The 21,582-nt window shown below is 45.7% G+C and carries 24 protein-coding genes; 11 read left to right on the forward strand and 13 right to left on the reverse strand.

Translation table 11 applies throughout. The features are described from left to right. Positions 1-81: 81 nt before the first annotated feature. The 3 genes from tatA to tatC all read left to right on the forward strand — a co-directional run bounded on the left by tatA (position 82) and on the right by tatC (position 1,896). Complete coding sequence (gene tatA / locus ACTXGE_RS07205; protein ID WP_317200070.1) at positions 82-357, forward strand: Sec-independent protein translocase subunit TatA; 276 nt, start codon at positions 82-84, stop codon at positions 355-357. Positions 358-436: 79 nt separating this feature from the next. Continuing rightward, positions 437-1,057: a Sec-independent protein translocase protein TatB gene (tatB, locus tag ACTXGE_RS07210; protein WP_435949792.1), complete on the forward strand. Its 621-nt coding sequence runs from the start codon at positions 437-439 to the stop codon at positions 1,055-1,057. Continuing rightward, complete coding sequence (tatC, locus tag ACTXGE_RS07215; RefSeq protein WP_435949793.1) at positions 1,057-1,896, forward strand: twin-arginine translocase subunit TatC; 840 nt, start codon at positions 1,057-1,059, stop codon at positions 1,894-1,896. Before tatB ends, tatC begins: the two co-directional genes overlap by 1 nt. Before the next feature lie 54 nt (positions 1,897-1,950). Here tatC and ACTXGE_RS07220 read toward each other — a convergent pair whose 3' ends face one another. Further along, positions 1,951-2,085 (reverse strand): hypothetical protein, encoded by a 135-nt coding sequence (locus tag ACTXGE_RS07220; protein WP_435949794.1) that lies wholly within the window; start codon positions 2,083-2,085, stop codon positions 1,951-1,953. Positions 2,086-2,101: 16 nt separating this feature from the next. Here ACTXGE_RS07220 and ACTXGE_RS07225 point away from each other — a divergent pair, with 16 nt between their 5' ends. Next, positions 2,102-3,598, forward strand: a complete 1,497-nt coding sequence (locus ACTXGE_RS07225) for a UvrD-helicase domain-containing protein (RefSeq protein WP_443542754.1) — start codon at positions 2,102-2,104, stop codon at positions 3,596-3,598. Positions 3,599-3,693: 95 nt separating this feature from the next. Next, positions 3,694-4,722 carry a tRNA dihydrouridine synthase gene (locus ACTXGE_RS07230; RefSeq protein ID WP_443542752.1) on the forward strand — a complete coding sequence of 343 codons (1,029 nt, stop codon included), beginning with the start codon at positions 3,694-3,696 and terminating at the stop codon, positions 4,720-4,722. Between the two features lie 100 nt (positions 4,723-4,822). Here ACTXGE_RS07230 and ACTXGE_RS07235 read toward each other — a convergent pair whose 3' ends face one another. Both ACTXGE_RS07235 and ACTXGE_RS07240 read right to left on the reverse strand, forming a co-directional pair. Next, the gene (locus tag ACTXGE_RS07235) at positions 4,823-5,248 is read right to left on the reverse strand and encodes an MAPEG family protein (protein WP_443542751.1); all 426 of its coding nucleotides are present in this window, start codon (positions 5,246-5,248) and stop codon (positions 4,823-4,825) included. A 10-nt stretch (positions 5,249-5,258) separates the two neighbouring features. Continuing rightward, complete coding sequence (locus ACTXGE_RS07240; protein WP_443542750.1) at positions 5,259-5,672, reverse strand: OsmC family protein; 414 nt, start codon at positions 5,670-5,672, stop codon at positions 5,259-5,261. A gap of 440 nt (positions 5,673-6,112) precedes the next feature. On the opposite strand from ACTXGE_RS07240, the gene ACTXGE_RS07245 reads away from it, so the two are divergent. Then, positions 6,113-6,634 carry an RNA pyrophosphohydrolase gene (locus ACTXGE_RS07245; protein ID WP_317200062.1) on the forward strand — a complete coding sequence of 174 codons (522 nt, stop codon included), beginning with the start codon at positions 6,113-6,115 and terminating at the stop codon, positions 6,632-6,634. A 304-nt stretch (positions 6,635-6,938) separates the two neighbouring features. Here ACTXGE_RS07245 and ACTXGE_RS07250 read toward each other — a convergent pair whose 3' ends face one another. Together ACTXGE_RS07250 and ACTXGE_RS07255 are read right to left on the reverse strand one after the other, a co-directional pair. Further along, positions 6,939-7,760 carry an NRDE family protein gene (locus tag ACTXGE_RS07250; RefSeq protein ID WP_443542748.1) on the reverse strand — a complete coding sequence of 274 codons (822 nt, stop codon included), beginning with the start codon at positions 7,758-7,760 and terminating at the stop codon, positions 6,939-6,941. Between the two features lie 44 nt (positions 7,761-7,804). Further along, positions 7,805-9,436, reverse strand: a complete 1,632-nt coding sequence (locus ACTXGE_RS07255) for a DUF4139 domain-containing protein (protein WP_443542747.1) — start codon at positions 9,434-9,436, stop codon at positions 7,805-7,807. Positions 9,437-9,725: 289 nt separating this feature from the next. On the opposite strand from ACTXGE_RS07255, the gene lgt reads away from it, so the two are divergent. The 3 genes from lgt to ACTXGE_RS07270 are packed head-to-tail and all read left to right on the forward strand — an operon-like array spanning position 9,726 to position 12,151. After that, positions 9,726-10,607, forward strand: a complete 882-nt coding sequence (gene lgt / locus ACTXGE_RS07260; RefSeq protein ID WP_443542745.1) for a prolipoprotein diacylglyceryl transferase — start codon at positions 9,726-9,728, stop codon at positions 10,605-10,607. A gap of 29 nt (positions 10,608-10,636) precedes the next feature. Next, positions 10,637-11,545: a thymidylate synthase gene (locus ACTXGE_RS07265; RefSeq protein WP_435949801.1), complete on the forward strand. Its 909-nt coding sequence runs from the start codon at positions 10,637-10,639 to the stop codon at positions 11,543-11,545. 33 nt (positions 11,546-11,578) lie between these two features. After that, positions 11,579-12,151 carry a dihydrofolate reductase gene (locus ACTXGE_RS07270; protein ID WP_443542743.1) on the forward strand — a complete coding sequence of 191 codons (573 nt, stop codon included), beginning with the start codon at positions 11,579-11,581 and terminating at the stop codon, positions 12,149-12,151. A 90-nt stretch (positions 12,152-12,241) separates the two neighbouring features. Here ACTXGE_RS07270 and uvrC read toward each other — a convergent pair whose 3' ends face one another. From uvrC to ACTXGE_RS07285, 3 genes are all read right to left on the reverse strand, one after another. Then, the gene (gene uvrC, locus ACTXGE_RS07275) at positions 12,242-14,113 is read right to left on the reverse strand and encodes an excinuclease ABC subunit UvrC (RefSeq protein ID WP_443542741.1); all 1,872 of its coding nucleotides are present in this window, start codon (positions 14,111-14,113) and stop codon (positions 12,242-12,244) included. Positions 14,114-14,254: 141 nt separating this feature from the next. Beyond that, positions 14,255-15,778, reverse strand: a complete 1,524-nt coding sequence (locus ACTXGE_RS07280) for a DUF3360 family protein (RefSeq protein WP_443542816.1) — start codon at positions 15,776-15,778, stop codon at positions 14,255-14,257. A gap of 140 nt (positions 15,779-15,918) precedes the next feature. Beyond that, positions 15,919-16,245: an HNH endonuclease gene (locus ACTXGE_RS07285; protein WP_317200055.1), complete on the reverse strand. Its 327-nt coding sequence runs from the start codon at positions 16,243-16,245 to the stop codon at positions 15,919-15,921. A gap of 194 nt (positions 16,246-16,439) precedes the next feature. On the opposite strand from ACTXGE_RS07285, the gene ACTXGE_RS07290 reads away from it, so the two are divergent. Further along, positions 16,440-16,994 carry a DUF4442 domain-containing protein gene (locus ACTXGE_RS07290; RefSeq protein WP_317200054.1) on the forward strand — a complete coding sequence of 185 codons (555 nt, stop codon included), beginning with the start codon at positions 16,440-16,442 and terminating at the stop codon, positions 16,992-16,994. Between the two features lie 245 nt (positions 16,995-17,239). On the opposite strand, the gene rplS is transcribed toward ACTXGE_RS07290, so the two are convergent. From rplS to rpsP, 4 genes are all read right to left on the reverse strand, one after another. Next, entirely contained in the window at positions 17,240-17,671 is a 432-nt protein-coding gene (gene rplS / locus ACTXGE_RS07295; RefSeq protein ID WP_317200053.1) for a 50S ribosomal protein L19, read from the reverse strand. 188 nt (positions 17,672-17,859) lie between these two features. Continuing rightward, positions 17,860-18,627: a tRNA (guanosine(37)-N1)-methyltransferase TrmD gene (gene trmD, locus ACTXGE_RS07300; protein WP_443542740.1), complete on the reverse strand. Its 768-nt coding sequence runs from the start codon at positions 18,625-18,627 to the stop codon at positions 17,860-17,862. Positions 18,628-18,647: 20 nt separating this feature from the next. After that, complete coding sequence (rimM, locus tag ACTXGE_RS07305) at positions 18,648-19,178, reverse strand: ribosome maturation factor RimM (protein WP_317200051.1); 531 nt, start codon at positions 19,176-19,178, stop codon at positions 18,648-18,650. A gap of 144 nt (positions 19,179-19,322) precedes the next feature. Next, positions 19,323-19,589 carry a 30S ribosomal protein S16 gene (rpsP, locus tag ACTXGE_RS07310; protein ID WP_317200050.1) on the reverse strand — a complete coding sequence of 89 codons (267 nt, stop codon included), beginning with the start codon at positions 19,587-19,589 and terminating at the stop codon, positions 19,323-19,325. Between the two features lie 255 nt (positions 19,590-19,844). Between rpsP and ACTXGE_RS07315 the strand changes: the two genes are divergently transcribed. Beyond that, positions 19,845-21,290: an ATP-binding protein gene (locus ACTXGE_RS07315; RefSeq protein WP_443542737.1), complete on the forward strand. Its 1,446-nt coding sequence runs from the start codon at positions 19,845-19,847 to the stop codon at positions 21,288-21,290. A gap of 42 nt (positions 21,291-21,332) precedes the next feature. Here ACTXGE_RS07315 and ACTXGE_RS07320 read toward each other — a convergent pair whose 3' ends face one another. Then, positions 21,333-21,512 carry a hypothetical protein gene (locus ACTXGE_RS07320; protein ID WP_317200048.1) on the reverse strand — a complete coding sequence of 60 codons (180 nt, stop codon included), beginning with the start codon at positions 21,510-21,512 and terminating at the stop codon, positions 21,333-21,335. Positions 21,513-21,582: the final 70 nt, after the last annotated feature.

Consider the following 21,582-nt stretch of genomic DNA (forward strand, 5'->3'; position numbering starts at 1 on the left):
GGATAATGATAACCTCAGCATAACTAAATACTTTAGATGCTATAATGCAAACACGTTTTATTAGGACATAAGGATACGACTATGGGCAGTTTTTCTATTACGCATTGGCTTATTTTGTTAGTCGTGGTGGTGATTGTATTTGGCACCTCCAAACTTAGAAATGCAGGCAAAGATTTAGGCGGGGCGGTCAAAGGCTTCAAAGAAGCGGTCAAAGATGAAGATATCGAGCATCAAAAAAAGCACCGTGTCCTTGATCATGACGCCAGCACGCAACAGAGTGATAGCGCAAATGTAGGAACGAGAGTAGACGAAGTGGCGACTCCTATTAGTACTGATAACGAGAACCCCAAAGTGTAAGAACCCTAAAGTATAAAAGGCTTGCTTGTGCTAACACTTGCCTTCAACCTGTGATGCTTGATTACTATGCTTAACGACTATGTTTGATATTGGATTCTCTGAACTTCTCTTATTTGGCGTGATTGCTTTGATTGTTTTGGGGCCAGAAAAATTGCCACAAGCGGCGCGCACGGCAGGTCAATGGTATGGCAAATTGCGCCGTACGATATCAACGCTGCAATCAGAGATTGAAGCGGAGCTTGATCTGGCTGAAACGCGGCAACTGATGCAAAAAGAGCTGGCTAAAATCCGTGAGACAGAAGCGGATATGCGCCGCGAGATGGCAGAGATGCGCGGTAGCATGAAAGAGTTTGAATCGTCACAGAATAAAGATATGAGCGGCAAAGACGATGAAGTAGATGACGGTGTTACAGACGACATCAAGCCGTCTGTACCTAACCAAGCTGATTACAGCTACCACTCGCAAGATCAAGAAGCGCTAGCAAGTCATAACACCGAACAAAACGCTCAACCTATCATTACGCGTCCGTGGGAGAACATGTGGTTTCGGCTCGGAGCTTATGATAAGGCGCGGCGACTGCCTACCCCACCCTATTTGCCTAACTATCAAGCGGACGTCTTATTACACGTTGATTTGAACAAAACCTCTCATTTTAATAACGATACCTACGCCTCTAAAAATATCTCGGAGGCTGACTGATGAAGCTATTTAAGCGGCAAAAAAGTCGCCAAGAAAAAATAGCAACTGATGAGGAGCTCACCTCAACAGGTAACTTGTCAGGCGCGTTTGCCGATATGCCTATTACTGAGCATTTGATTGAACTGCGAGCGCATCTGATAAAGATTTGCGCGGCTATCTTGATTATCTTTTTGGCGCTGGTTGGGTTCTCCCGTGAGCTGTATGATTTTTTGTCAGATCCGCTAGTGGCGCAGCTACCTGCCAACTCGACGATGATCGCAACTGACATTACCTCAAACTTTATGGCGCCGATACGCTTGACCATATTTGTCGCCGCGTTCTTTGCGATGCCCTATATCTTGTATCAAATCTGGTCTTTCGTCGCCCCAGGACTGTATAAAAAAGAGAAAAAAGTCGCTATCCCCGTTCTATTTTCTTCTATTGTTTTGTTCTATGCAGGCGTAGCTTTTGCCTATTTTGTGGTACTCAAAGGCGTGCTCAAATTCTTTATCGTGTTTGCACCGCAAAATGTGCTGCCAATGACAGATATCGATAGTTATTTAAGCTTTGCTCTAAAGCTATTTATGGTCTTTGGCGTAACCTTTGAGATTCCAGTAGTGACCTTGTTGTTGATATTAGCTGGTATTGTCTCCATTGACAGCTTAGAAGATAAACGCCGCTATATCATCGTCGGCTGTTTTGCGATTGCAGCGGTAGTCACGCCACCTGATGGCGTCTCTATGCTAATGCTCGCGTTTCCGATGTGGTTATTGTTTGAGCTGGGACTATTTTTGGCAAAAATTTTGATAAAAAAAGAACCTAATGCTGATTCGACAGCAGCCGTTAAATTAGATAAGTAGGTGAATTTAGGGGTTTTTTGACTTAAAGTAGGGCGCGCAATCTGCTACTATAGCTTAGCTTTTCACCCGTTTGCTTTTGCTTATTTTTACCTTTAATTGCACCTCAGCCATTGCCAATACAGTGGCTTTTTTTGCCCCTGCTGTTTTGCCCATATTCCAATACTTTAGCTTGAGCAAATAAGCTTTCATACCTTAGGTAACCTTTATGTCTGCATCTATGCCCGCTTATATGACCGACCCCACCGATGAGCAGCTAAATGCACTTAATATGGCGATGGATCAAAAGTCATTTAAAGTAGTGGCCTATGCAGGTGCGGGTAAAACGACGACGCTTAAGCTTATCGGGGAGCGCTTGCGCGGGCGCGGTTTATACTTAGCTTTTAACAAAGCAATCGCTAACGATGCGCGAGCGAAATTCCCCGGTCACGTTGATTGCCGCACCTTTCACTCATTGGCGTATCGGCACGTAGCGCGTGATATCACCGCCAAATTGTCCTTGCCTAGGTTCTCGCCCAAACGCTTGGGCGATGATTTGGGCTTGCAGCCGGTGCAAGTGCGTCGGCAGATGGACGGTGTCAACAAATACATTACCTTGACGCCAGCGAGATTGGCACGTTTTGTCAGTGATGCGGTGAGTAATTTTTGTAGCACTCATGCCAGCTACCCTGCGCCAAGACATATCCTATTCCCAAGTTGGCTTGATGAGTCAGACGCCGAGCAGCTGCGTGAGATGCTCTACCCTGCTGTCGAACAGCGCTGGCTACAATCGATTGACGCCCGCCATCCTGCGGGTATCGGTCATGACATTTACCTCAAACTTTGGGCACTCTCAAAACCTAGCATTCCTGCCGACTTTATCTTGTTTGATGAAGCGCAAGACGCCGATCCACTAATGATGGGGATTTTGACCCAGCAACCACGGCAGGTCATCTATGTTGGCGACGCTCATCAGCAGATATATGAGTGGCGCGGCGCAGTCAACGCCATGAAAAAGCTACCGCTGCCGCAAACTCTACTGACGCAGTCGTTTCGATTTGGTGAACCTATCGCTGAGGTGGCCAATACTTTGCTCAAAGCCTTGCAAGAGGACGTGCCGTTAAAAGGTAATCCTGCCAAGCAGTCCTCTACAGAAAAAGGGTTAGTACATAGTAAAAAGGACGCGATACTCTGTCGAACCAATGCAGCTGCCATGGCGCAGCTACTGACAGGACTGAAACTTGGACACCGCGTAGCCTTGCAAGCAGATACTGATCGTATGCTAAAGTTCTGTCAGGCGGCTGAGAACCTTAAAAATGGTAAATCCGCTTATGGAGTGCCAGAGCTTGCCTACTTTTACAATTGGTCGGATGTGCAAGAGTACTCAGAAACCAATGAGGGTAGCGATCTCAAAACCTTAGTCAAGCTGGTCGATGATCATGGCACCAATGTACTCACCCAAGCAGTTAATAGTCTGACACGAATTGAGAATGCTGATTATGTCATCTCTACCGCGCACAAAGCTAAAGGACTAGAATGGGGCAAAGTTCAGCTCGATGATGACTTCTATTATGATGTCACCACTAACGGCATTAAGATTAGCCCTGAAGAATTGCGCTTGTTGTATGTTGCTTGTACGCGCGCGCAAGCCAATTTAGATATTCATCATATTAAAGATTTGATATTAGGATTGCAGTCGGGGAAAAAGGTAATTTTGAGTAAATAAGCAGCGTTGGTCACTTTAAAAGTAGTGTTAAAAACGTGGCCATTAGTTTTCCAATCTTATAAATACTTTCGATAGATAACAACGAATACATACCGATGAATAACGACAATCAGCAGACCTTATTGCTAGTACAACCGAACCATATTCAAAAACTTTTCAACAATCCCGTCCGCCTTCTAGCCCCAATGGAAGGCCTAACTGACCCTTTAATGCGGCAGATTCTAACTCAGATAGCGACGGATTTAGGGCGTCCTTATGATTGGTCCGTTAGTGAATTTATTCGCGTCACTCAGCACTTGCTGCCAGCGCATGTGTTTTATAGATACGTGCCAGAGCTGCATCAGGATGCCAAGACGACTGCTGGTACGCCTATTCATATTCAACTGCTCGGTAGTGAGGCAAATCTGATGGCAGAAAACGCCGCTTTCGCTTGCGAGCTTGGCGCGCCAGCTATCGATATTAATTTTGGTTGCCCTGCCAAGACCGTCAATAGTCATCGCGGCGGCTCAGTACTGCTTGATGAACCAGAAGTCATGTACGACATTATCAGCGCAGTCAGAAAAGCGGTGCCTGCTGATATTCCCGTATCAGCGAAGATACGTCTCGGCTATACCGATACTAGTCGTATAGATGATATACGCGGAGCGATCGACGCTAGTGGCGCAAATTGGTTAACCATTCATGCCCGTACCAAAACTCAAGGCTATAAGCCGCCTGCCTACTGGGACAAAATACAGAGCTTTAATGAGCTATCAATTCCAGTCATTGCTAATGGTGAGATATGGACAAGCGCGCAGGCGCAAAACTGTATGACGCAGTCAGGGACTAATCATTTGATGCTCGGTCGCGGTGCGGTGACGCGTCCCGATCTGGTTGCTCAAGTTGATGTTAAAGAAGACAACGCAGACCATACTCATCTGGCATGGCAGGATTTAACCAGTCATCAGATTGCATTTTTGCAGGGGCAAGCGAAGAATGATGTCGTGCTCGTTGGTCGCTACAAACAGTGGCTTGGTATGCTGACCAAAGGCTATAGCGAGGCTCAGCCGTTATGGAATAGTATCAAACGTGAAAAGAACAAAAACGCTATCATTGAGGCGATAAAACAAAGCAGTTATCAGTAAAACTACAAGACATTAAAACTTTAAGCCGTTAAAACTTTAAGACATTAAGAGCGAGTACCTAGTAACAGATTTGCCTCACTCTGTGCTAACAACTTACTTCTTAAGTACTCATCCTAATTGCTAAATAAAACAGCATTAGTGAGCAGACCATCGATAGCACCCATAGTACCGAGCGAAACGTCGCCAAATTAGTGATATAAGCGACGCAGTAACCTACCCGTATCAGCACATATAACCATGCCAATACATTGATAATAGACTGCGGTACAAAGAACAGCATAGCGACGATTACTGCTGCCAAAAACACAGGCAATGTCTCGTAACTGTTTTGCTGGGCGGCATTTGCGCGGGCGGCAGGTCCAGTCGTATCTTGCAAAAATCTGCGCGGATGTGCGTTATCAGCCAATCTAAAACCGCCAAAAGCTTTGGCAGTTATCGCCATTATTAAAGGCAACAGGCTAGCTACCACCATTGCCCATATTGCAGAAGCTGCAGTATCAGACATCAATCCAAAAATTATGTTCATTGGGTTTGTCCTAACCTGCGATATTTTCAAAATCGTGAGTGATATCTACCCCGCCCTGCACTAGCATTCGACTCGCGGAACAATATTTATCGCTTGACAGCCTAATAGCGCGTTCGATCTGTTTGTCAGACACGTCTTTGCCTGTGACCACAAAATGCATATGAATAGCCGTATAAACAGCAGGTACAGTTTGGGCACGCTGAGCGGTCAACTCGCAGCGGACATCGCTGACGTCTTGGCGCGACTTTTGTAAAATAGCGACCACATCATAACTGGCACAGCCACCAAGTCCCAATAGTATAAGCTCCATGGGGCTTGCACCTTTTTCTTTGTCGGCGTCGATTTGTACGTCATGCCCTGATGGTGATACGCCCATAAAGGCTTTGTTGTCTTGCCATATGACGCTTGCTTTTGATTCTGACATTATTTATCGTCCTTTATTAATCGCTATCTCAATGTTATCTACGCGAGTCTAAACTTGCACTTTGGTTAGTGTAGCACAAGCCAAAACCAGATTTTATGACGTGATTGTCACATGTCGTTAATGATTCAATCGATTTTGGAGTAAGCAGTAGCTTTTAGAAGTGGATAGATTTTTAGTAGATGACTTGGTTGTTTTTATGATGAAACTGAGTGAATAACTCTAAATTTATATCGCGCGTAAACCACTGATTTTAAAAGATTAAATTTGTGAAACATTTTATAGCAAAATAGCGTTACACATTTTGTCGGTTTCTTGGTTTAATGGTGGTAATGAATCTCATTTTGACTCAGTATAGACAGCCATCACCTTATAATAATTATGATGGCTATCATTATACTTTTTAAAATGAGCTATTTTTATCACATTTAAAAGGTTTAGTCATGATAGATGCAGACGGCTTTCGCGCCAATGTCGGTATCATCTTGGCAAATACACAAGGACAAGTCCTGTGGGCAAAACGTATAGGTCACAACGCTTGGCAGTTTCCGCAAGGCGGTATCGATCGCGGCGAGACTCCTATGGACGCGATGTATCGTGAGCTTTGGGAAGAGGTCGGCCTGCATCCACGTCATGTCGATTTATTAGCGGTAACGCAAGATTGGTTACGCTATCGTCTACCCAAGCGCTACGTGCGCCACGGACAGCATCCTTTATGTATTGGGCAAAAACAAAAATGGTTTTTGCTACGCTTAGATGAGCCAAATACACAACACATTCGCTTTGATGAAGGAAAACCTGAGTTTGACCATTGGCAATGGGTCAGCTACTGGTATCCACTCGGACAAGTGATTCACTTTAAACGCGGGGTTTACCGCCGTGCGCTTCAGGAGCTAGCACGCGAATTACCCCTTAGACAAGAGCTGATTATTCCTGAGCAGAACAATCATTTGCTGATGGAATAAGCGCTTGCACAAACGAAAAATGCTCGCTGTAATATCTAAACAATCAGATATTATGGCGGGCATTTTTTATGTTGACCTATCTATTTAAAATAAAAATTTTATAGTTTAGGGTCTGTTGAATTTATACTAACCTAGAAATTACGATTAACTTTATCAAAAGTGATAGGTCTAAAAAGCATCAACTATTTGACAATGTTTGCGTAGGCTGTGGCTTTAGCCCAGCATTTTGCTTTTGCAAAGTATTGAGCTGGGCTAAAGCCACAGCCTACAAAGATTAGTATTAGCGTAAATTTCCCGAACTACTTTAAACCCTAGAAGTAAGGTTATCAGTTTCAAGACTAATCAATTGCGCCTTTATTTTTGACTCATCCTGCTTATTATGCAAGGTTAAGATGCTTTGTGTCCGCGTGCCGTAACTTGGCATGAGGCCATTAGTTAGTGCCAAGATATTGTCAGGCTCTATATAAATAGAGGATAGCGCTTGCTCGATATCTGTCGCCACTCCCGTCTCTGGTAATTGCCCTACTGGCGCAGGCGTTACATCGGACATGACATTGAACGCCGCCGCTTGCCAGTAGTCAGGATGACTATCCTCAGCGATAAGTGGCAAGACTTCTTGACGCAAGCGACCACGTAGCCTTTGGGTCTTAAACCAGTTGTCCTCAAACTGTCCGTTAGATAATACGTGCAAGCCTGCATACAGTGGCGTTGGGGCATGACCACGATTATTGACGGCAACAGCTTGCTGCGCATCCCCGACGATAAGATTGAACCCTGCGTACTCTTGCAACTTAATCTGCCGTGCAAACTCCATCGGACTTTGAGTGCCGCGCAAAAATTCAGTCACCAGCTCACCGCGCGAGCGCTCATCCTCTCGTGCTTGCACGCCATCACGAAAGTTCAAAACGGCGGCCCAGCGCCCATTTTGTTGTATGGCGTTAGCATCTTTATTTTGATGAATGCCAAGCCAAGTGCCGCCGCTCCTATTATCTCGCCCGGCATATATAGGCGCATCATCCCACTGATGGACAGGCGTGGTCGGGCGCTCCAAAAACTCATCACGGTTAGAGAGTAAAACCAAAGGCAGATCGTCAAATAGCTGCCAAGCGATAGCGACAATACACATAGTTATCCTTTATTCATAAAAGCGTAAATGGCTAAAACCAGATATCAATTACCCGTCAATATTTTGTCCGCAGGATAGCTCACTTGTGATGTCGATTGTATAATCTTTGATTGCTTGCTAGGTAGCGTAAATTCCCAAGCGACCATACCTTGATTATCATTCCAATTGCGCTCAGTGACAGGCGGCGTATGGGTTACCGTGACCTTGAGATCATCATCGCGGCTGACAGGCTCGCTGCCCAATACTTGTAGCTGACGCGCCTTATTATGCTGATTGGTAAACTGATACGCTTGGGTGGTGGTTAGTGTCTGGGTGCGATTAAACACGCCTTTATCGCCTTGTTTGTCATCGTCTTTGATCTCCTTGACGAGAATATTGGGATTAATTCCAAAACCAATGCCTTGCTCTTTTAGCGTCTGATAGCTATAACGCGACTGACCGACATAATTGTCATCACGGTATAGTTGCAATGAGCCATCCACCCAAGCTGGGGTAATAAATGGTGCTGAGGCATACCAGTACGCTGCGGTCTCTATACTTGGCGTACTACGCAGCCATAGCTTGCTTGCTCCTGATTGCTCATCGAGTACAGTGCGCACGCGTCTACCATCACTTGGAATACTTACGCGCTGCGGCAGACGGTACTCGATAATACCGTTTTTGTTTTGGCTACTCACCGTAAAGCTCGGTAGCGGCGCTCTATTAGGCTGATCAGCACCCGCATAATCTGCTTCGCCAGAGACGACTACAGGCATAGCCTCCATGACTGGTGCCGCACTCCTAGCGATTTTACCTCGGCTCTCATCATATAACCCCAAGCGCTTAACACGCGGCAATCGGCTGGTAGTGTTTTGATTGGGATTGACGGTACTAAGGGTCAGCGGCACATTGCTCCAGTTCTCGCCAGTTTGCTGAGCAATAATCGCTGAGGCGGTAATATTAAGCTGCTCAGTATTGGTATTTAGCCGCGCTTGATAGGTCGGCTCCCAACTGGCACCGCGTACTTGATAGTGCAGCTTGACTGCAGCAGGCGTGCGACTAGCAGTGCGCACGCTTACTTGTGTCACTGTCGTACCCGTCGAGGTTGCGCTGCCAGCCATCAGCTGATTGAGCTCGTCTTGCGCCAATGCCTGGCGCTGCTGTATGGCTAATATTCTCTTATTGACTGCTGCCGCTTGAGCCTCGATATCGCGTGCGTTGCTCGATGGCGTACCATCAGTACTGATCTGAGTGACTTTGGTAAGATTTTGAAGATATGCTTTTGCCAAGCGCGCCGCTTCTAGCTCCGCGGTAATCTCAGCGAGGCTGTTTTGCTTAGTCTGGACAGCGGCATCTGCTTGATACTGACACTGCGCCGCCTGCTCGCCGCTGAGCGTCTCGGTACTGATCTCACCGATATTGACGCCACTACTTGCTTGTACGCTCAGACTATTTTGATCTATAAAAGGTGATAAGCATGAAAAAACTAGGGTCTGCTCGCCGCCTCCACTAGTAGGTAGCGCGCGAGTCACGCTTGCTAGGCCTTGATAAATAGTGATTTGCTCAATACTACTTGGCGCTGATTGAGCCGTATTTATACTAAAAAATGCCAAACTAGCTAAGCTAAGTGAAAAAGCGCTTTTACTTAATAACCGTCTAGATAATGGCTCAGAGGTCTGTACAAAATGGTTTAACATAATAGTCCTTTAAAATAGTCATCCCTTAAATTGCTTTCTTACTATCCTAACTTTTAATATTTAGCAGATTTTTTGCAAAGGCATTTAGCCTTTCATCTTAGCGAGTTTTAAGCGCTTTATCTAGATAATAGCGTTACGAGTTACTGGATAATAGTCAAAGTTTCCGTAACTTTGCGCGTTAGGCTGCTTTTTATGTCAAGTCAGTTTTTGCTTAGAGCAAGATGGTATGCCTAAAGAGCTATTTTTGCTATTATGAGCCACATTCTATTATCAATTGTATGATGCCCTTATGATGATTCATCCCCAGTATGACCCTGTTGCCTTAGCGCTTGGCCCTGTTGAAGTCCACTGGTACGGCTTTATGTATTTACTGGCCTTTGCTGCCGCTTACGGGCTGGCGTGGTATCGCAGCACCAAGCTTGAGGCTTGGTCTACAGATATGGTCTCAGATCTAGTGTTCTTTGGTGCACTCGGCGTCATCTTGGGCGGGCGTATTGGTTACGTGTTATTTTATCAGTTCGGCGAGCTACTACAAAACCCCGCCTACTTGCTCAAAGTCTGGGAAGGCGGTATGTCCTTTCATGGTGGCCTGATCGGTGTGGCACTTGGGATGTTGTACTTTGCCCGCAAATACAAAAAGACGCCGTTTCAAGTGCTCGATTTTATTGTCCCTTGCGTGCCGACAGGCTTGTTATTTGGGCGCATAGGAAACTATATTAATGGCGAGCTTTGGGGACGCGTCTCTGATGGCGGCTATAATTGGCTCACCTACTTTCCGCAAGCAGCGGCGTTCGATATGCAGCTGCTACAGAACAATCCAGCTCTACAAACGATAATGACTGAGGTTAATGGACAGTACCTATTGCCGCGTCATCCTTCGCAGCTCTATCAAGCGCTCACTGAAGGCCTGCTTCTTTTCTTATTATTATGGTGGTATTCGTCAAAACCGCGCCCACGTATGGCGGTAACTGGCGTGTTCATGCTCGGTTATGGCTTTAGCCGCTTTATCACTGAGTTCTTCCGTCAGCCTGACGCTGATCAAGGCTTTATCTTATTAGGCTGGGTGACCAAAGGGCAGATATTAAGTGCGCCGATGATTATTATCGGTATCGTTCTCATTATCTTGGCTTACAGACGCAGTGTTTATGATTGGGGCAAGCAAGCTTATTAATTCATTATTAAAGCGCTAGAGAGCATCTTATGATTAGTAACAACAAAAACGAGCAAGCCTATCTCGACTTACTGCAGTATGTATTGGACAACGGCACCGAAAAGGGCGACCGTACGGGGACAGGTACGCTTAGTCACTTTGGCGCGCAATTGCGTTTTGATTTGGCTGATGGCTTTCCGCTACTGACGACCAAAAAGGTGCACTTTAAGTCCATCGTCTATGAGTTATTATGGTTTTTGAGTGGTAGCACTCACGTTGAGTATCTGCAACAAAACGGTGTGCGTATCTGGAATGAATGGGCAACTGGCGAGCAGACCGCGCGCTTCAACCGTCCTGCGGGTGATCTAGGCCCAGTCTACGGTCATCAGTGGCGCAATTATGGCGCAAGTAAGAAGGATGACGCTGCTAAAATAGCGACGAATAAGCAGAGTCAGCACAATCATCAAAGCCAATACAATAATGACGGCGTCGATCAAATCAGCGAGGTCGTTGAGCAAATAAAGACCAATCCCAACTCACGCCGTTTAATCGTCTCAGGCTGGAATCCTGTAGAGGCCAACCAAGTGGCGCTGCCGCCTTGTCATACGCTATTTCAGTTCTTTGTCGCAGGCAACAAGCTCTCCTGCCAGCTTTATCAGCGCTCAGCCGATCTGTTCTTGGGCGTACCGTTTAATATCGCTAGTTATGCGCTACTGACCCATATGATCGCGCAAGTGTGCGGATTAGAGGTTGGCGAGTTTATCTGGACAGGCGGCGATTGTCACATTTACCAAAACCACCGCGAACAAGCAGAGCTACAATTAACGCGGACACTTTTGCCGTTGCCGACATTAACACTGAGTCGTGATGTTAATGATATTTTTGCTTTTAAATACGAAGACATTAGCGTTGAAGGTTACGAGTCGCATCCGGCTATCAAAGCCAAAGTTGCCGTATAAATATTTTCTACTTTTATGTCATAAGGATAAGTCATGAGTTATGCCCATACCGAAGTTGCCCAAATCGCTGCTATTAGCAGTAATCGCTGTATCGGAAAAGACAATGCGCTGCCGTGGCATATCTCAGCGGATCTTAAGCACTTTAAACAGATGACCACTAAACAAAGCGATGCCGATGATATTCAAGGCATCGTCATCATGGGCCGCAAAACTTTCGAGTCGATGGGCAGTAAACCTTTGCCAAAACGTGCTAACTTTATTATCAGCACGCAGATGGACTATGCTGAGCAAAAGGGTCTAAAAGATAACGAGAATACTTATGTCATGCACAATTTGGACGATGCATTGACGCAAGCGGCGAGCCTAGCGCATGGCGCGCATCTTGAGACCATTTGGATTATTGGCGGTGAGAAAGTGTTCAAAGACGCGATGATGTACACTGATCGTATTGAGCTGACCCATGTCGAGACCCAAATTGAGTGTGGTGATGCATTTTATCCAGAGCTGCCTGATGACTTTGCAGTGGCGCAAGAGTCTGAGCAGATGCACGATGATAAAAGCAAGCTGGACTATCGTTTTGTGACTTATAAGAGACAAGAAGACTGATCCGCTAACGTTCACATAAAATCAGTTCAACAATTAAATCAAAAATGCCAACAGCACAATCGCTGTTGGCATTTTTTATGATGAATCGGATTATTCGTGCAACACTTTATAAATCGTTTTTGCTAGTACCGGACCGATGCCTGCAACTCCTGCCAGCTCTTGCTGCGAGGCACCAAGTAGCTTTTGTATACCGCCAAAATGATTGAGCAGATCACGGCGACGTTTTTCACCCAGTCCCGGTATGACTTCTAGTACTGACGATGAGCGGCGCTTATCACGTTTTTTGCGGTGCGCGGTAATGGCAAATCGATGCGCCTCATCACGAATATGCATCAGTAAATGTAGTGCTTTACTGTCCATAGGCAAATCAAGCGGCTCATGATCGATAAAGTGCAAGACCTCAAGCCCCGCCTTTCGCCCCTCGCCTTTTGCCACACTAACCAGCAAGGTATCGCCAAGAATACCTAATTCCGTCAGCACCTCTTTTGCAATGCCTAGCTGACCTTTGCCGCCATCAATAAGAAGCAAATCTGGTAATGGCTGTTTTTTATAACGGCGCGTGAGTACTTGTTTCATCGCTGCATAATCATCACCGCCGATAATGTCGTGAATCGCATATTGACGATAGTCACGCCGGCGCGCACCGCCTTGATCAAACACTACGCAGCTACCGATCGTCGCCTCGCCCATAGTATGAGAGATATCAAAGCATTCGATACGGTCAATCGTGCGATCGGTGACATCAGCTAGGACGTCTTTTAGCGCGCCAAAGCGAGCATGCAATTCTAGATAATCACCAAGCTTAGTCTTGAGCGCATTATTGGTATTTAGTTTGGCCAAATCCAGCCACTCTGAGCGATGCTCACGTACATTGGTTTTGATAATCACTTTACTGCCAAAGTGCGTAGCTAGCGCTTCACTTACTGCTACTTGATCGGGCAATTCATGACTGAGAATAATCTCAGCTGGTAGATCATCAGTCACCTGAAAATAAAACGAGGTAATAAAGGCAGATAAGTTATCTGCTAGTGGCTCGCTACTATCGACATCAGGGAAGTAGTTTTTACCGCCAAGTACCCGTCCGCCGCGCACCGTGAGCACATTGACGCAGCTCATGCCCGCTTGACTCGATATCGCGATGACATCAGCTTCGCCTTGTACCGTATAGACCGCTTGCCGCGCTTGTACTTCGCGCAGCATAGAGAGCTGATCACGATAAAATACCGCCTTTTCAAAGTCTAATTCTTCTGCGGCATGCTCCATTTTATCGATCAGTGCACTATGAATATCGCTTGAATCACCCTTCAAAAACCGCACCGTGTTGTTGACGTCCTCAGCGTACTCTTCAGGGGATACCAGACCAACGCACGGCGCACGGCAGCGCTTGATCTGATACTCAAGACACGGGCGTTTGCGCTGCTTAAAAAAGGTATTAGTGCATTGGCGCATCTGAAACATCTTTTGCATCAGTACCAGCGTCTCTTTTGCGGCATGCGCTGACGGGAACGGCCCAAAGAAGCGTCCCTTTTGATGGTTGCCTTTACCGCGTCCGTAAGCCAATCTTGGATAAGGCTTATCCGCTGAGATAAACACATACAAATAGGACTTATCATCGCGTAATAGCACATTATAAGGCGGACGATACTCTTTGATGAGGTTTTGCTCAAGTAGCAGTGCCTCGGTCTCACTACGAGTAATGATAGTTTCGATATTATGGATACGAGCAACTAATGCGCGCGTTTTGGGATGGTCAATGGTTTTGGCAAAGTAGCTGTTCACCCGACTTTTAAGGGATTTAGCCTTACCAACATAGAGGATGTCGCCGTTTTTACCCAGCATCTTATAGACGCCTGGCAGATTTGGCAGACGCTTGATGAGATGCTTAAGACGCAGCTGCTTGTCTTCTTTGTTGCTGTCTTTTGATTTATTATCAGTGATATCCACGACTGAGACCTTGTCCATAAACAATCATACTCATAAAATACTAAGTTACGCTTATTGATGGGGCAATATCAGGCATTTTGCAAGAAACACTATCAGGATAATTATCAAGGGATTACCAGCATAAAAAGCCAGCACAGAGCTGACTTTTATCCCAAAAACTCACTGACGAAAGCTTGGCGCTAGCGCTGGGATACCTGGAAGCATACCGACCATAGCCATCACACCTGTTAGTATTATAAAAGTCACGACTGGTATTATCCAGCGACTCATTTTGGATAAATTTGCACTACGCTCTTTTGAGCCAATCAATCCTAAATTATCAAGCACTAGCGTGATCGACCAGCCAAAAGCTGGATTCACTAGTGCCGAGGCAAACACCACAATCGCAGCCGACTGGGTGGTTTTGCCTTCACGCGTCATCTCCATACCCGCCTCAAGAAGCGGGATAAACACCCCTACGATCAAGGCCACGCACATGACAGGCTCCCAAATGGCTAAGTCCATAGGATAGCCCCATACCCCTGCTATCAAGCAAAACAGTCCTGTCAATACTGCGCCTGCCGGAATAGGACGTTTAGCAATAGCAGCGGGAACGATATAAGTACCCCATGATGAGGCAAAATTAGCACCGCCCAATACCGAGCCTGCTACTTGACGTACTGATGCGCTGACCATCGTGTCATCGATATTCATCTGTACCCGTTCAGTACGCTCAGGGTAGCTGATCTTTTGAAACACTTGATGACCCAAAAAGTCAGGCGACCACATTGCGACTGCCAAAATAGCAAACGGCAATACTACAATAAAACTCTCAATAGTAGGTAGACCCAACATCCAGCCCGTGTTCTCGCCCCACCAGTACATCGGACTCATATTTGGTAAACCTGGCGGCGTTTTGAACGTAAACGGCGCGCCCATAGCAAAGGCGACACCGCCGCCAAGCAAACAGCTCAGTGGCACAGCGAGCCAGCGCTTTTGGTAATTCTCTAGTACCGCGTATAGCACAATCGTGAGCAAGATCACGGTAAAGGCAATATGCGCCATACCAATGCCCTCTGCCCAAGCAAATAGGTTTTTGACCTGCGAGGTAGTTCCAATAAAGCCCAAATATAGCAGCAGACCCCCGCACACGCCTTTACTGGTCAAGTTTGCCAGCAGACTTCCGCCTTTACTAATGGCTAATAATAACCCAAACGCACCAATCAGCAGACCAAAAGCCATCGGGTGACCACCTGCGGCAACCACAATAGGAATCAGTGGAATCAGCGGCCCATGAGTACCTGCCAAATTCGCCGTCGGTAAAAAAAAGCCTGAAAATAAGATAACAAAGAAGGAAACAATCAACAGCTCGTAACGGACGTTTTCGAGTACAAAAGCGTCACTTAAACCCAGTGGCCCTGCAAAAGTAGCTGCAATAGCCCCTACCATCACCACCTTGCCGATCATCGCCGCCATAGCTGGGATAGTATCCTCGTATTCAAAACGATAATCGCGAAAAGGTAAATTCACACCCCAACGCTTGGGCTGCATGATCTGTAGCTCACGTTCTAGATAAGCGTTACGGGTTTTAAAACTAGAACTAGGTTTGTGAAGATCAACGTAGCTTTTTGCAGAGTGCTCATGATCAGATGAAGGTGGTTGCTGCTTGGTTGGTTCAGTCGCGGGTATTTGCGTATTATTCATCATATCTCCTCACATTTTCTGAGATTTTGATAGAATGACGATATAAGCTATGACAAACATAATCGTCCAAAAAATAAGCGACTATTGTAGGACATTAGCATTTATAATACGAGCTTAGTGTGGATATTAACCAACATATATCAGCGTTTTACTCTTATTTTTAGACCTGAAGGACGTTTTTTTACCCATTTCACAAACTTTTGTACTTCGCTGTGGTCTTGTAGGCGCTCGATGGTATGATAATAATTAGCAAGCTCGTGATTGTCAAAGAGATGATGAATTTGACTGTGACAAGGACGACATAGCATAGCGATGTCGGTTTTCATCGTTTCACGATCAAAGTGGCGCTGCGTGCGCGATTTGTTATGGCGTGATCTTGGTATTAGATGATGACGCGTTAAAACCAACTCATCACGACCACAGAGCTCACAGCGTATTATCGTATCAGTCTCATCGTTTTGCAGCATAGCAGTATACCTTTTGTTCTATATCCTATATGGTTAAGAGATGGGGTCAGCTTATTCATAAAATAGCTTTTATTTCCGATTGAAGCTAGTAGTGTCAAGCGCTTTTCATTATGATAGATTTCTTTTGATATCACTCAATAGCACCACCCTCAGTAGATAAGATAAAAAGTACTATAGGTTAAAAGGATAACATCATGCGACTGCTACCCAAACGATTTGAGACTCTAAAACGCAATACCAAAAAAAATATCGTACCATTACTTACGCCGCACCTGCTCAAATTACGTATCAATACCTACGCCCCTTATGTCGGTGCAGGTATCAAAATTGACTATGTGGATTTGGATCAAGGACTTTGCGTGGTTAGTATGGGCTTGACCGCTTTGAACAAGAACATTGTCGGCACGCAGTTTGGTGGTAGCCTCTACTCCATGGTAGATCCGTTTTATATGCTTATGCTGATGCATCAATTGGGTAGCAAGTATGTAGTCTGGGATAAAAGCTCACATATTGATTTTGTTGCGCCGGGCAACAGCAAAGTCACTGCTCGTATCAAAATACCGGCAGGCGAGATTGCAACTATCCGTAGTCTTACTGAAGATGGGGAGGCGGTATTTCGCGAATATACCGTAGATATCGTTGACGAGCAGCAAAAGACGGTTGCCACCGTGACCAAAAACCTCTATATCCGTCTGCGTAAGCACAGTAAGTCTAATGAGCAAAGCAGTCGCATGCCTATTCCTGATTAGGCTTTTAAGCATATTATGAATAATGTATAAAGGTAATAAAACACCCATACAAAAACCCCAATCTAACATCTGCTAGATTGGGGTTTTGTCTTTTTTGGTACGCCTACTTATTTATAATAAAACCTATGAATAAGGGCTTTACGCTGATCTAAAAACAATGGGTTCAAAGATCAACGTCGATATGAGCTTAGATACTTATACTCAGTATTTAAAAAGTGAAATACGTATACGTCGTATTCGACCCATTAAATACCAGGTGCAGTCTCAACCGCATCAGGAACACCAGCGTCAGTCTTTTTCTGAGCGCCTTGTTTTGCTGGACGTGCGCCAAGCTTCTCGCGGATACGTGCTGATTTACCAGAACGCTCACGTAAGTAGTAAAGTTTCGCACGGCGAACTGCACCGCGACGTTTGACTTCGATACTATCGATGATTGGTGAATGCAACTGGAATGCACGCTCAACACCAACGCCGCTTGAGATTTTGCGAACCGTAAATGCAGAGTTCAAGCCGCGGTTACGCTTAGCGATAACAACGCCTTCAAATGCCTGCAAACGCTCACGCTCACCTTCACGTACTTTTACTTGTACAACAACGGTATCGCCAGGACTAAAACTTGGACGTTCTACCAGCTGCGCATTTTCAACGCTTTGAACCAATGGATGCTTGTTGCTCATGAGAGTTATCTCCTCACATTAGATAATAGAGGCTTTACGCATACTACCTGTTTGTAATAATTGATCATATCTAATATCGGCAACTATCAAAATAGTGATAGTCATCAACAAGATACAACATAAAGGGGTTAAGATACGGCCATCAATAAACAGCACATTCTCAAATTTTTACTCTGATTACTTACTTACTATTTTGCTTTGTTTTCTTTAGCCAGCGCCTTAAGCCATTTTGCTTGCTCAGACGTTGGCGTAAAGGCTTGCCATAGATCTGGGCGACGCGCTTGGGTACGAGTAACCTGTTGTCCAAAGCGCCACTTGGCGATATTAGCATGATGCCCTGAGAGTAGTACTTCAGGAACCCTCATATCAGCGAACTCATGCGGCTTAGTATAGTGCGGGCAGTCCAGCAAGCCATCGACGAACGAGTCTTGTATGGCGGACTTATCATCGCCCATGATATCAGGCAGACGACGTATCACACTATCCATAACTACCATCGCTGGTAGCTCACCACCTGTGAGCACATAATCACCCAGTGACACCTCCATATCGACATACTGTGATAACAGACGCTCATCAATACCTTCGTAACGACCACATAACAGAATCATGCCGTCAAACTTAGCCATACTGACCACACTGTTCTCACTGAGCGTTTGTCCTTGCGGCGACATATAAATCACCGGACAATGCGCTTTATCGATACGGCAACCGTACTTGGCAGCACGCAACTTGGCATCCTCGATAGCTTGCGCTAAAGGCTCTGCCATCATCACCATACCAGGACCACCACCAAAGGGGCGCTCATCAATACGGCGATAATTGTCAGTGGTATAGTCACGCGGATTGATGCATTCTATAGTCACCTGATTCCCAGCGACTGCTCGGCCCGTAATTCCAAACTCACGAATCGCGGCGAACATCTCAGGAAAAATACTGATAACAGCAAAATACATTAGGCGTCACTAATCATGAGTTAGTAATCACTTGGCCAAGCCACAACAACGGTTTTGGCAGTCGTATCGACCTGTAATACCGTCTGTTTGTGCCAAGGTATCAAGCGCTCTTCACTATCTAAGCTAGCCGATGTTGCTGCAACACGCATGATGTCATGAGCACCAGTTTCGAACATCTCAGCGATATCACCCAGATATTCGTTCTGCTCGTTAGTTACCCTTAAACCAACTAGATCTGACCAGTAATGCTCGTCATCACTCGTCTCAGGCAACACATTTTGCTCAACCCAAAGGGTAACACCATTCATCGTTTCAGCAACATTGCGATCAGGGACTTGCTCAAACTGAGCCACAAGCCCCGATCCCTGTTCGCGCCAAGCTTTTACGGTCAAAGGCTTCATGCCAGCGGCAGTTTTCATCCACCACGGCTGCATATCAAATATCGCCGTACGTTCATCCGTATCACTAAATACCCAAAGCCAGCCTTTAATGCCATAAGGCTTTTTGAGCTGGCCGATTTTCATGAGCGTATCAGCAGTAGGCGTAGACATAACGGTTGACCTGACAGTAGCTATAACCAATAAACAAAACAATAATAAACAACTAATCGCGCTTACTGGTCATGCCAGCTGCGCTACTTAATTTATCCCAAAGGTAAAATTAAGCCATTACTAAATCAAAACAATAGCTAAAACTTAAGCTGTTGCTTCGGTATTAGCAGACTTGTTGTAAGCTTTTGCTAAAGAAGCCACGCGATCTGAAGGTTGTGCACCTTTTTCGATCCAAGCATTGTACGCTTCCATGTTCAAACGTACCGCTTCTTCTGACTCTTTAGCGAGCGGGTTAAAAAAGCCGATGTTTTCAATGTAGCGGCCATCACGCGCGCGGCGTTGATCAGCAACGACTACTTGATAAAATGGGCGTTTCTTGGCACCGCCCCGTGCTAAACGAATAACAACCATGTGAATTCTCTCTTTCGCAGGTATACCAAAAAGGGCACAATTATATCATAGACTTCGTATGTTGAAAACATAAACTATTTTTATTTAATAACAGTAGTTTGTGCCGCTTTGTCTGTGCCCTGTTATATATGATTTATCATCGTAACCTTTGACTTTGCAAACTCTTTTTAGGGGCAATGGCAGAGGGTTCTCGTAGCGTCACTTGCGCTATTGCACTATACTTTATAATCCTTATCAAAAATGCCGAAAATGGTTATGACTACACCTCTTATGCCGCGCCGCAAAAGCTGGCTTGAACGCTCTTATTCAAACAGTTGGCTGACTACCCTAGTCGTTGCCTTTATTGTGCTCATTAGTGTTGGCCTGACGATTTTGTTTTTTTGGCGTAGTCTATATTTGCCAGAGCTCAAAAACCACGCCCGCTATTTGACCAGTGAGCTGCGTCTTATGAATGGTGCGCGTGAGGACTGGCGAGATGACCCTAGGGTGCGTCAATGGATCTATCAGCACTCACACGTTGTAGTGGTTGACAGCCCCAATGATTTTCCAGAGGTTGAGGACAAAATATTTGTAGGCTTATTTACCGATGTTCTATCAAGTGAGATTGGTGCTCAATTGGGTCGACCTGTAGAGGTGTACTTTAAATTCAAACCAACACCGCAGCTTTGGGTGCAAGACAGCGGCGACAAGAGCTTTTGGATTCGTGAGCCAGTCGTTTACTATTCGCAATATAGTCCTGCACTTTTGATCCTATTCTTGATTGGTCTGCCGATACTGACTTTGCTGACTATTATCTTACTAGTGCAGCAGCTCAACCGGCCACTGCGCTATTTGCAACGTGCCGCGACTAACTACATTCGTCTAGGTCACGCTACTACTTTGCCAACAACTACTGGCCCAACTGAAATCAGGCAGGTCAACACAGCGTTTAATCGTCTGTTTACTACTCTAAGTCAGGCGCAAAAAGAGCGTACGATTATGCTAGCTGGCATCTCTCATGACTTGCGCACGCCGCTGACCCGTATGCGCCTGACCGCTGAGATGCTACCTGATGACTTTTTTCGGGAAGGTCTTATCTATGATGTCGAGGATATGGACGCTATCTTAGAGCAGTTCATCTCTTATATGAAAGATGGTTCTGATGAACCTGTGCGTTTGACGAATCTGGATACGATATTTAATGAAGTGATGGTTCAATTCGCCCCTATGCGCTTTATCTATGAATCACAATGTCATAAGCAGGTGCCGGTCAGACCTCTTTCTATCAAGCGCTTAGTTATCAATCTGGTCAACAACGCCAAACGTTATGGCAAGCCGCCTATATATCTCTCAGCGACAGTCGTGCCGACCTTTACAGAGACGGCTGTAGTAGAGGATGCGGATGTTGTCAGTGAGAGCGAAATCAATACAGAGGCCCAAGAGCAGCTGGTAATATGCGTACGAGACTGCGGCGACGGCGTGGCCGAGGATCAATTAGAGCGCATTATGCAGCCGTTTGAGCGCGGTGAAACGGCGCGTACCACTCAAGGTAGTGGACTGGGTTTGGCGATTGTCAATCGAATCGCCCGCTTACATCATGGTACGGTTGAAGCCATCAATCATCCTGAGGGCGGCTTGCAGGTCTGTATACGTATACCTCTCATCTCAAAAGTTACTGGGGATGAGCGCGCGTCAACTGAGACAGCAGAGGACACAAAGTAAATAGCTCTAAAAGTAAACAGCTCTACTAGCAGTAGATTCTCTCTACTCTTTGCTGCCGATAGGCGGTGGAATGTATTTTGCGCTATTGGTAAAGGCTAAGGGCTGCGTAATCTGCGCCTGAGCCTCTTGCAAACTTTGGGTCGTTGTAGGCTGCTTGATAAATAAAAAGTAGCCGAGCGTGAGCGCATTTAATAATACCAAGCCACCAAATAGATAAGGCATAGTTAATCTCCTTTTTATCCAAGCCTTCAGGTTCAAGCGTCGATTTTCAAGCCTTGTTGTTCAAGCCTTA

The organism is Psychrobacter sp. T6-4 (assembly GCF_052258425.1).
Classification (GTDB): domain Bacteria; phylum Pseudomonadota; class Gammaproteobacteria; order Pseudomonadales; family Moraxellaceae; genus Psychrobacter.